The 11812-nt window shown below is 37.4% G+C and carries 11 protein-coding genes; 4 read left to right on the forward strand and 7 right to left on the reverse strand.

Going from position 1 to position 11812, the window contains the following annotated elements:
• The first annotated feature begins 90 nt into the window (after positions 1–90).
• The 3 genes from IAE45_RS04005 to IAE45_RS04015 all read left to right on the forward strand — a co-directional run bounded on the left by IAE45_RS04005 (position 91) and on the right by IAE45_RS04015 (position 2322).
• Positions 91–1110, forward strand: a complete 1020-nt coding sequence (locus IAE45_RS04005; protein WP_140965515.1) for a branched-chain amino acid aminotransferase — start codon at positions 91–93, stop codon at positions 1108–1110.
• A gap of 148 nt (positions 1111–1258) precedes the next feature.
• Positions 1259–1432 carry a hypothetical protein gene (locus IAE45_RS04010; protein WP_005231922.1) on the forward strand — a complete coding sequence of 58 codons (174 nt, stop codon included), beginning with the start codon at positions 1259–1261 and terminating at the stop codon, positions 1430–1432.
• A gap of 326 nt (positions 1433–1758) precedes the next feature.
• The gene (locus IAE45_RS04015; RefSeq protein WP_200125061.1) at positions 1759–2322 is read left to right on the forward strand and encodes a DUF5067 domain-containing protein; all 564 of its coding nucleotides are present in this window, start codon (positions 1759–1761) and stop codon (positions 2320–2322) included.
• Positions 2323–2938: 616 nt separating this feature from the next.
• Here IAE45_RS04015 and IAE45_RS04020 read toward each other — a convergent pair.
• Positions 2939–3328, reverse strand: a complete 390-nt coding sequence (locus IAE45_RS04020) for a Spx/MgsR family RNA polymerase-binding regulatory protein (protein WP_200125063.1) — start codon at positions 3326–3328, stop codon at positions 2939–2941.
• A gap of 1057 nt (positions 3329–4385) precedes the next feature.
• A complete protein-coding gene (locus tag IAE45_RS04025) occupies positions 4386–5336 on the reverse strand; it encodes a peptidoglycan amidohydrolase family protein (protein ID WP_200125065.1) in 951 nt (316 codons plus the stop codon).
• Positions 5337–5426: 90 nt separating this feature from the next.
• Here IAE45_RS04025 and IAE45_RS04030 point away from each other — a divergent pair, with 90 nt between their 5' ends.
• Complete coding sequence (locus IAE45_RS04030; RefSeq protein WP_200125067.1) at positions 5427–5618, forward strand: hypothetical protein; 192 nt, start codon at positions 5427–5429, stop codon at positions 5616–5618.
• Between the two features lie 169 nt (positions 5619–5787).
• Here IAE45_RS04030 and IAE45_RS04035 read toward each other — a convergent pair whose 3' ends face one another.
• The 5 genes from IAE45_RS04035 to IAE45_RS04055 are packed head-to-tail and all read right to left on the reverse strand — an operon-like array spanning position 5788 to position 11799.
• Positions 5788–6231, reverse strand: a complete 444-nt coding sequence (locus IAE45_RS04035; protein ID WP_200125069.1) for a phage holin family protein — start codon at positions 6229–6231, stop codon at positions 5788–5790.
• Positions 6232–6286: 55 nt separating this feature from the next.
• Positions 6287–6535, reverse strand: a complete 249-nt coding sequence (locus tag IAE45_RS04040) for a hypothetical protein (protein ID WP_200125071.1) — start codon at positions 6533–6535, stop codon at positions 6287–6289.
• A gap of 42 nt (positions 6536–6577) precedes the next feature.
• Positions 6578–6991, reverse strand: a complete 414-nt coding sequence (locus IAE45_RS04045; protein WP_200125072.1) for a DUF1617 family protein — start codon at positions 6989–6991, stop codon at positions 6578–6580.
• A gap of 31 nt (positions 6992–7022) precedes the next feature.
• Positions 7023–11432 (reverse strand): hypothetical protein, encoded by a 4410-nt coding sequence (locus IAE45_RS04050; RefSeq protein ID WP_200125073.1) that lies wholly within the window; start codon positions 11430–11432, stop codon positions 7023–7025.
• 10 nt (positions 11433–11442) lie between these two features.
• Positions 11443–11799 (reverse strand): DUF6711 family protein, encoded by a 357-nt coding sequence (locus tag IAE45_RS04055; protein ID WP_200125074.1) that lies wholly within the window; start codon positions 11797–11799, stop codon positions 11443–11445.
• Between the last annotated feature and the right edge of the window lie 13 nt (positions 11800–11812).

The following is an 11812-nucleotide window of genomic DNA, read 5'->3' on the forward strand; positions in this document are numbered from 1 at the left end:
CAAATATTCTTACAGAAGAATTTTCAGAAAATAATGACATTTCTTTTCTGAAGTGCTATACTTAGAAAAATTAAAAAAGGGTGTGAACGAATGACAATCGATTGGTCAAATTTAGGGTTTTCTTATATCAAAACGCCATGGCGTTTTTTGGCAACATGGAAAGACGGTTCTTGGAATGAAGGCGAACTTACCGAGGATAATTATCTGCATATCCACGAGGGATCAACCGCTCTTCATTATGGACAGCAATGTTTTGAAGGACTAAAAGCCTACCGAAGAAAAGATGGCGGCATCAATTTGTTCCGTCCAGACGAAAATAGCAAACGGATGAACCGCAGTGCCTATCGTCTGCGCATGCCAGAGGTTCCTGAGGATTTCTTCTTAGATGCGGTAAAACAAGTTGTAAAAGCAAATCAGGAATATGTTCCGCCTTATGGCAGCGGCGCCACCTTGTATATTCGTCCGCTATTGATTGGCGTCGGAGAAAACATCGGTGTCAGTCCAGCACCAGAGTATATTTTTACGGTTTTTTGTATGCCTGTCGGCCCTTACTTTAAGGGCGGATTGACACCGACGAATTTCATTGTTTCTGATTATGATCGCGCGGCACCAAATGGTACTGGTGCAGCCAAAGTTGGCGGAAATTATGCGGCGAGTTTATTGCCTGGATACGAAGCCCATCAACGGAAATTTTCTGACTGCATCTATCTTGATCCAGAAACACATACCAAAATCGAAGAAGTCGGTTCTGCCAACTTTTTCGGGATCACGGCTGACAATGAATTTGTGACACCAAAATCTCCTTCTATTTTGCCAAGTATCACAAAATATTCATTGCTGCATCTAGCGCAACATTCATTAGGATTGACCCCGGTTGAAGGTGATGTTTATCTCAATGAGCTGGATCGTTTTGTCGAAGCGGGTGCCTGCGGAACAGCTGCTGTTATTTCTCCGATCGGCGGGATCCAAAACGGTGAGGATTTCCATGTGTTCTATAGCGAAACGGAAGTTGGTCCACAAACCAAAGCATTGTATGACCAATTGACCGGCATTCAATTCGGAGACATTGCCGCACCAACTGGTTGGATCTTTGACGTCCCATTGGGTTAAGCGAACTGTGTATATCCTCTTCAGCTGAACGATCCGTTGTGATCGTTCGGTTTTTCTCTTTCTATCGATCAATTTATCATCACTACATTAGAATTGATTGCCACAACTCTTTTGACTTGTTACAATCATAGCAAAGGGAGGCATAATGATGGGCAAACGACTCGGCTATTCTTTGCTAGCAACAGCATTGTATTTGGTGGTTTCCAATATCGGTAATCTCGTTTTTGGTATCAACCGCAGTTTTAGCTGGACCACAACATTGTGGGAAGCATTTTTCTTTTTTATTTTTGTGTTCCTATTCCAACAATTTCGAAAAAAATAAGCAGTGATCCTCGCTAGTAAGAAACGGGGATCGCTGCTTATTCCTTTTGCAGGGATTTCATTTATTAAAAAAAGCGCCAAACCCTTCATACAAAAGGATTTGACACTAAGAAAAATTATTTAACTGTTACCATTATAGACCTCTCTGACCTTCTTCCGTAAAACTTCTCTTCCTATATAATAGCTATCTATATGAAAACAGTCATCTCAATAAGCGTCAATAATCTTCTTGTTGTATGGTCAAAGTATGGTCATTTTAAAATTGATTTTTATGTTTCGGTTTTTCTGGTACAATGAATATATAATTTTAACGAGAGAGGGTTTGAAATGAAAAAAATAGTTTTGTTGGGATTAGGGATAGTTTTTCTTTCTGGTTGTACATCTAATAATAACGAGACGAGCAATTCTTCTTCACAAGAAAAAGATAGTGTTAGTACTCCTCACTCAGTTGCTACTCCTGTTTCTGAATCATCTTCGGAATCTGAGGCTGCAGGAGTTACTTTTGAAAACACTACTCTTACAACTCCTGAAGGTATATTTACTTTGACTGGATCTAAAAGTAATGAGAGTGAAGATGGAAACAAGTCTATTTTTGTTACTTTTGATTACAAGAATACAACTGAAGAAAATCAAAATTTGGAGTTTCTTATTTGGGATTATTTCGATGCAAAGCAAATTTTTCCAGATACAACAGAAACCTTAAGTCCATTAATGTATATGGATGACTTTGAATATTATGATCTATACGATAAAACTCAAGTTGAAATTAATCCTGGTGCAACCGTTCAAGCCGGTTATGGATTTCTACTAAAAGATGCTGATTATCCTTTAATTATTGATTTTATGGAAAACTCTTCAACACCAATAGGAAGAATAGAATACGATTATTAAAACCTCAATGCTCCTACCTGAATTGGTAGAGAGCTTTTTATTTTATACTTACTTGACCACCTAAATATAATTTTTGGTTACTTTTGGTTACTGGTGAGTATAATAGTAGAAAACAATTTGCGGTCCAAGAGTATTCGGTGATTGGTAAGACGAAGATTATGATTGAACTTGAAAATATCAATGTCCGATAAGCGTATTACTTTGCCTATTGAGTAAATTACTATATGATTATTATGATGACTGAACATAGTTCCACTTGCACGGCATATGAGAATATGCTGTGCTTTTTTTACAAAAAAATAACCACTCCCGGGGTGGAGTGGCACAATTAGATAAAAAAGTTTTTTATATGGTAAATTAATTATATGAACAATCTTAAATTTATTCAAACCTTTTGCTCAAACAAAGAGCCACTCATCACGAAGAGCGGCTACACAGAAAAAATTAGAAATGTTAGCCTCGGACAAGGCTACTTATATTTTAAAACTAAACTCGTATACATGCAAGCTATTCGCAATACAAAATTTTTCACTCGATACATACTGTTAAATATAGAAATAGCTATTGGTTAACCAATAAAATACTACACTTGCTCTGCAGATGTACCAAAAATTACTCAACAATCAATTAAACGTAACAATCTCTTTTTCTGTTCTCTTGAAAAAAAAACTCTTATATCATCTTCGTTAAATCCCACTAATAATTTTTTTTCATCCATGATGATCGGAAATTTCATTATAAACGGATGAGTGATTATCAAATCGATCATCTGATTTGTACTATAGTCATCAAAACTTGCTGTAAAATTCAAAAACTGGCTTGATTTCGAGTTGTATAAATCTTCGAATCCGTTTGAAGTCAGCGCTAAAATTTTTTTTAATTCAAATGATGATATTGGGCTTTTCTTTGTTACTCTTCTCACAACGAAACTTAATTTTTTTTCTTCTAGCCATTCCACAGCTTTCCTACATGAGCTATTGCTGGAGACGTAATAGACAATTATCATTTTAATCCCTCTTTTTAACTTGCATGCAACAACACTCGATACTCAAATAATCCTGCCTTATACTATTCTACAATAGAATAACTCATTTTATTTTATTAATCAAACCATATCAAATTATTCTAGATGTTAAAATTTAAATTTTATATTTTAAGATTGTTGAAATTATAGGATACTTATCTTGTTAAAAAGTATTGAAGATCACTTAGGAGGAATGCATATGACTGACAAAGGGACTTTCGATAAAATAAAAGGCAAGGTTAAAGAGGTTGCTGCAGATGCTAAAGAAAAAGTCGACGAGGTATTTATCGGCGCGAAAGACAAATTTGGAAAAAAATAATCTTTGCAACAGGAAATTCAAATCAATTTACCATGTTGAAAATCTGAAATATGACAAAAGTGATATAAATTAAAAATAGAGTATTAGGCGCACCCGAAAATCTTTCCCAAGTTCTCAAGTCGCCTAATACTCTTTTTAAATGCAAGTACACATTGTATAACAAATTCTATCCGATAAATCGATTTCATTCAAGTATCTTGCTGTCTAAAAAAAATGTACCTTGTAGGACTCGACCCTACGACCGGGCCGTCTGCTCTAACCAACTGAGATAAAGTTACAAAATAACCCACCCTCAGAAGAGAGTGGGCCTGAAATAAGGTTAAAAATGTTTGGATGTTAGCCCCGGTTAAGGCTACATCCTATTTTACAAGGTATTGGTAATTATTTCAATAAAAATCCACCCTATTCTGCGTAGAGTGGATCTCGAAAGAGTAAACGAAAAATAAACATTTTGGGTATGAGTATAAGATACATCTTTTATTAATCAAACTCAACCAATTTATGAAGGTTTTCTAATCAATAATATCTATTACATAAAAATGATGATAAAATAAATAAGAAGAGTATCAGGCACACTTCCCCAAGCTTCCCCCGCCTGATACTCTTCATTGACGATTTAATGTCGTCACAGAAAATTCTACATTAGAAGCTTTTTAACAGCAAGCAAGAAGATTATCTTCGTTGATCATATGTACAAGCCCGCCAAAGCGGGCTATTTATTTACCATGGAAGCTTATTGTTGTTCAATGCTACTTGCAATGATTTTACCATATTAGAAGTCGGGCTGATGACGCCATCTTGCGTTGTGCTCAAAGCTTTCTGCATTGCTTTGATTGTGTTTTTACCGCATAGACCATCAACTGCACCATTGTAGAAACCTTTTGCTTTCAAGCCCTTCTGGATAGCGCGAATCAAGTCAGATCCGATCAATGTCGTATCAAATTGAGCCGAATACAAATTAGCGTTACAAGCTTCTTTGTATTGGTGACTTACTTCTCCGTCCTTATAGGTGTCGTGATACTCTTGCAGACGTGTTGTTACTGCTGGTCCCCATTTACCGTCAACTGACAATTTTGTAAACTGCTCAACGATGTTCGATGATGTATTACCAGATAGCAAGCTGTTCACTTTGTTTTGGACTTTTGTCGCATCGTATCCCGCAGACTTCAATGCCGCATTACGTTTGTCTCCATTTTCCCACAAGCCGTTGATCACTTCTTTGGCAACTGTTTCAATAGATTTTCCGCCCGTTGCTGTGCTTTCTGTTGCTACAATACGGTAGAAATGATGTGTCAGCCGAGTGCTCATGTATGAATCGTGGCTATCAGTATGGATTCCGTTCCAATAATATGAACAATGAATGAAACTCTTATTGTTTAGAAAAATACCTGTATGGCCTCCTGATCCGTTGGATTGACCAGGAGTACCAGCAACAAAAATATCTCCACGTTTCACTTCTGATCGGTTGATTTTTTTCAACTTAGTACCTGACATTGCAAACAATGTTTCTGTGTTCCCCATTGATCCACTAGGCAGAAAACTTCCAGCAATCATAGCCAAAAATACTGCAGATGAACAGTCGTAACTTTTTGGACCCAATCGACTCGTCATTGAGTAGGTTACCTTACCTTCACGGTCATTCATCCATTTAATCATTTGTTCAATACTCATTTTTATTTCCTCCTTTTGACAATATTTTTTTGCTATAATCTCCTTATCAGCAAGTGGTCTGTTGAAATAATTGATAAGGAGGTGTAACTTATGTCTTTAACGAATGAACAACGTGCTCATGATTTGGCTATTGCCGTTGCAAAAGATATTTTAAAAAATCCCTCTTATTTACAATCTGAGGAAACTAAAAATTTTTATGCGATTTATCTAACGGCTTATAAACAATGTTTGACTAATATCAATGCCGATTTTCCAGAAACGGAAACACCTCCGAAAAGTTAACGCTGATATTTTTCTCATAAATATTGCTAGGATCGTGGATAATTTTTACCAACTGTTGCTCTAAGTTGTTTCCGACAGCTTGGAGCAATTTTGCTATTTCCTCTGGTGTTGCTTCGATTACGATTTTCATATCGATCATCCTTTCAAATTAAAAAGAGCAGCCAATTGGCTACTCCTTCTTTTCTGTGAATTCTTGGCCATCGCCGTAATCTGGTTTTTCTTCAGTTGGAATTTCGTTGTTTACTTTTAATCGTTTCATAATAGGATCAAATATATTTGTTCCAACGCCCAGCTTGTTTAAATTCTCTAAGATACTGATTAATTCATTTACCATTTCTAAGGTATAAACACTAATAATCACGGTGACTGAAACAATTCCGGGCAACACTACTGTTAAAGGAACGATCGCTACCATAACCAATAGCAAGGCAAATTTCTTCAATAACCCTGTACTCATCTTTCCTGACTTCAAATCATGATTGGTGTAAGCCTGAATAAATCCTGTCAATACATCAATCGCCATCAGTACTAAAATAAATACCAGCCAAATCACAATTTTCCCATATTCATCTTTCATCATTTCCTGTGCCCACAACAACATTTTCATATCCATATATCTCACTTTCCTTTTCTATTTTTGACATTAAGCAACATAAAAAGAGCAAGCATTACGCTTGCTCCTCCACTTCATTTAATAAGTCATCCTCAATTGCCCAGACTTTTTCTTGAAACTCGTCAACATCCTTACGGCACTCCACGCGATTTTGTCGATACAAATCTTGATTTTCAATCTGTTGATTGATATTCGTATTGCCAGCTGAGTCTGTCGTTACTGTTGCCGAAAAATAAATTACACGTTGACCGTTGATCCTTGAATCTCCAGTGATACTAATTGCTTTTTTAACTCCTAATGCCATGATAGTTTCCTCCAATATTTTTTATTTCAAAAGGGACACTGCTTACTCAGCATCCTTTTTTTCAAATTCATCTAACAATCGATCATAAACTTCGGCATCTTTTCCTGATAGCATGCCATCATAGTCTTTCAAGATTCGAGGAATCTCGTCAAAATTTCGGGCATACATGCCGCCTTCAATAACAACTTCTTCCTCCATGAGGATCGCTTGTTCCTTATTGAATCCAGCTACATCTTTCGCATCCTGATCATCGCCATCTTTTAGTTGCCCATTTTCATCCAACAAACTGAATTTTTCCATGAGTGCCTTTTCTTCATCTGACAATTCTTTGAACGCTTCTCGAATCTGCTTGACTAATTTTGTACGATGACGACTGTCCTTATTTGCTTTGAGCGTCATACTTTCTAAGAAATTGATTGCTGGCGCTAACTCGTTGTTCTTCAATGTGATTTTCATTTGAATTCCTCCATAAAATAAGAGCTAAAAGCTATGCAGCCTCTAACTCTCTTACTTTGTTTTTTAATTGATCGACTTCGTTTTTTAGAGATTGAATTTCTTGCTCATGATCACTAAGGATAACATTTTGATACATGGTTAAACGATCATAAGCTAAACCTTCAACTTGACCAGAAGATCCATACAAAACAACTTCTTTTAATCCTTTTAAATCAAAATCATCAGCCACGAACCCATAATACCTTTGTGCTTTACCACCTCGAGCAATTTCAGCTTTGTCGTACCAAGAAGAAGGTAAAATAGACAAAAATCGTTTTGCTTTAGAAATTACTTCGTCGGCAACTTGAATATCTTCTTTATACTTTCTTGCTGATGTTGACCGGCCTATCGTTCCAGCACTTGTGATAAACATATTTGATGCACTAGAATATGTTCGATTATAAATGGCCATACTCCAAATTCTTGGCGTGCTATCCATTCCTAGTGTTACACCTGCAGGTGCGTTGGAATAATAGCTATCTCCGCCATTGTTTAACTCCAATCGATCGGTTTTCAAGGTCATGTTCGCACCTGAAGTAACGTTTAAATTAATAGTAGTAGTCGTGGCAATTTTGGTATTGTTATATCTTGCTTCAATTGGCGTATATAGTGTTCCTGCTTGATTATGTTTTATACGAACTCCATATTCTCCTTCTATTGATAAATAGTTATTCCCATCAAGTTGCATGACGTAGGTGTCTTTATTACCTGTGACGATTCTTCTTGCTTCAACGGTATTCGTACTAACAAATCTAAGTTTTGCGTTAACTGTGTTGTTGAAATTTACTATGGCGTCCACATTTCCCACACCATACATCTTCCACTCCATATTCGTTCGTGAAGACGTATCTGGAATTTGAAAAATTGGCATAGAAGTTGTATCAGTTGCTGAACCGGTATTTATTGAAAATACCTCTCCTGGCATCTGTACAATAGCTAATCCCACAGGTTCTTTCGAAATATAAATAGGCTGAATTCTAGCTAATTCGTTTGTGCTTCTTCTAAAGTAGATGCTTCCTTTTAGAAGTTCCATACTATATTCACCGGAATCTGACTGAGTAATTTTCCCACCAGTCAAATCAATTGCATTTAAAGTGCCCGACACAATACTATTCGCATTCAAGTTGATAATGTTCACATTCGCTGCATTAAGCGTTCCTGTGGTAATCTTAGTCGCTGAAAGACTACCGATTTTAGCATCAGTGATCGCTGCATCTGCAATCTGTGCAGTGCTAACTGCGAGATTTGCTATCTGCGCTCTACCTATAACACCGTCTTCAATATACGTCTGGCCAGTAATTTGGACTTTGTTACCTGAAATCAAAATACCATCTGTCGAGATATTAATTTGATTTACTACATCATCTTTTGATACTTTTAAATTAATGGTATCCGACAATTGGGTGATCTGGGATTGGTTAGAATTAGTAATATCAAACACTTCAAATTTTGCAACATACCATCGGAATGGAGCTTCAGGCGTAGGATTATCACCAGCAACAGATTGGATATATTGGAATCCAAACGTACTAAATGTTCCACCAGTACCACACTGTACTAAATATGCATACTCAGACCATGTTCCAGTACCTTGTCTAGGCGTTAACCAACGAACTGAACTGCCATCACCTACTTGATTATGTGCATGATACACCGTTCTACCAAATGGTATATTTGCTATAAACCTTATAATGAATTTAGCATTTACACGTGCATCTAGCCGATAATAGAATCCACCAAGTGCTGGACTTGAAGGGCCTTTTGTTTCTATCATCATTCGATAGGCACTGCCAGTGGGTTGAGTTCCACCTGAAGCTAATGGTATATTCTGGCGTGTAAGAACAACCGAACCTCCCGCAGTGTTGTTGTAAGGGATTAGGTTATTTGATCCTTTAAGGAATGTGGGATCCGCTGATAGTTGTAACGATCCTGCCACTCTGCCTTTCCAATCCGTATTCACAGCGGTAGTATTCATTTCGGATACAGTAGAGGTCAATCCATTAGCCGTTGCTTCAACTTGTGTAGCTTTAGTTAAAGCAGAGTTTGCAGTTGTCTCAACGCTTGATATGGTAGTTTTCAGGCCATTCGCTGTTGTTTCGACTTGCGTTGCTTTAGTAAGTGCTGAATCAGCAGTATTCTTGACACTAGCTACTGTTTGAATGGTTCCCTCAACTGTTGACTCAATTTGATTGACTTTAGTAACAGTAGCTACGTTGTCTGGGTCAGGAAACCAACCTAAGTATTTGTTTCCTTCGACAATTACAAACTCTTTGATTCTTACGATACAAGTAATGTTTGCTTGCAATGCTATTGTTATTTGAGGATTGTTCACCCACGTGTCAGTCCTTGTCCTACCGGTGCCTTTTACAATTTGCCATTCGCCTACTTTAGTGAAATCAATATGCCCCATCGGTGCATCCAGCATCGCACCGTTGTTAGTTCTCAAGAAGACGTTGGACCCTGTAGAAGTAGCATTGTTAGAAACTGATTCCACGTAGACCATAATCCCCAATGTGTATTGAGTGTCTGGCTTAAATCTTCCATCTGTGATGTTACGTGATATAGTTGATCTGTTTGTGGATGTACTTTCCTTAACAACTCGTGTGTATGACCCATTTGATGTAATGCTTGTGATAAGCGAGGCTCCCCACCCAATGCTATCATCATAAAAGGAGCTGTTGGGCACTAGATTTCTTGCAGAAATATTGAAGTCATTTTGCCATTCTTCTACACTGGTCAACGTCTGCTTAACACCATCAACGGTTGATTCCAGAACGTTCGCCTTACTCAAGGCGCTATTTGCAGTGTTCGTCACCGTCGCTATGGTTTGTTTTTGCCCATCCACTGTGACGACTAATTCATTTAATTTCTTTGTGGTGCTTGTTGATGTCGTCTCAATATCTGTAATACACCCAGTTAATCCAGTGACTGAGGTTTCAAGCATTGCTGTTCTACTTTCGACAGCATTCGCCTTATTATAGGCTTCGTTAGCTTTACTACTAATAGAATTAACTGTCCCATTGATCGTAGTAACATCAGAAACAAGCCCATTGACATCAATCTGGATTTTATCGGCTTTAGCCTGTGCAGACTGTGCATCAGCTTTTGCTTTATCAGCGGCTTCTTGAGCCTTTTCTCCGGCTTGTTTTGCCTGTTCGATTTCTTTCACCAAATCAGGATCTGTTGCAGTGGATACTTTAAACACCCAATCCAATTCTCCAGAACTATTTTTCTCATATACCCAAATTTCAGTATCTACACCATTTGGCTTAAACCAAATATCGCCTTCTTTTGGATCTATAGGCTCTGTTTGATCGTAGTAATTGCTGTTCCATTTATTGGCACTTAGAAGAGATTCAACATAATCCACTCGTTGATTTAAAGGACCACGGTATCTATAAGTTGCCTGTGAACTTGAATTGGTATTTGCTTTTGATTCTGAAGACATTCCACCATTAAAGGTGATATTGTACGACAGATTAGGGACAGAATATCTAGTACCGTCTTTATCAACAATATAGATCCAGTCTCCTGCTTCCAAAATGGGACTTCCACGCCACTTCAATTCGTAAGGAAAATAATTAAGTGTCTTGACTAGTTCCCACATTTGATTCAAATGTGTTTGAGTCATCACTTTATTCTCAAGCTCAACTTGTGATCCATTGGTAGAACCAACGCGAATGACATCCGTTTCTTCTTCACCGGTTTTAACCGTGATGCCACCAATTCGATAGCTGTTCTCATTTTTAGTAAATCCCTTTAACATGTATGATTCTGGAGTGATTTCAAAGTTTGTGGGGGCTAGTCTTTTTATTGTTAATTCACCCTTGCGATTAAAGCTAGCAAAACCACCTTCAAACTGAGCGATTAAACCGATTGCTTGGCGAAACGTATATCCTACAGGTTTCTGAACCCACTCAGTTCCAAGAGAAGCAAATGAGGCTTGATCAATTTCAACACCTGCTAAATTAGCTATTTCTAACGCAACTTCCCGATATGGCTTAGGATAGGTTAATTTTGATTCATATATTCCTTCCATATATATCATTTTGTCATTTGCAGTAATTATAGTCTTATTACTGTTTCTATCACGCTCAAAGTCTGTTATAAAAAAATGACCTAATTTAGTGAACTGATATTCACCATTAATTAAAATCCCCAACTCTGGTTCAATTTCTAAATCTTCTTTCACTGTTTCAATAATTGTTGGAAAAGCTACCTGAACCGAATTCAGAGGGGTTGAACCAATCTGAAACACTTCACCCGATATACTGCCAGAATTAAAAGAGAGTGAGGTAATTTCCTCACTCCCATAGGTGATATCATTCATTTTTAATCTGATTGACAATTGCCTTGATGTATTAAGCCAAGCAGCTTGAATTTCTTCACTTGTGGCTAACAAATTTCCTCACCTACCTCTCAATAAAACTCATCGTTAAGCCTTCCCACTTTGGCAGTTTATCATGCCAAGAGTATGCTGGAGCCGTTCGATCACCGACATAGAATGTTTTTGTAACAATGCCACCTTCCATGGGATCTGGATAAGTGACTTCAAAAAATACCGGCATCACCGCTTTTAAAATTGGTGAAATTTCTGCATCAGTTAGCGGACCCCACTCAAGGTCCATTTTCCTTTTTGTGGTTAGATAATCACGGGTCATATCACCTTTGGCGTTACGACCAGAATCACCATCAACCGCTTGGATACCAGCTGTAAACTTTTTAGGATTCTTGATCGTAACACCATTTATTTTTAAATATCCAGCCATAAAACCACTCCTT

The organism is Enterococcus sp. S53 (assembly GCF_016516865.1).
GTDB classification, from domain to species: domain Bacteria; phylum Bacillota; class Bacilli; order Lactobacillales; family Enterococcaceae; genus Enterococcus_D; species Enterococcus_D innesii.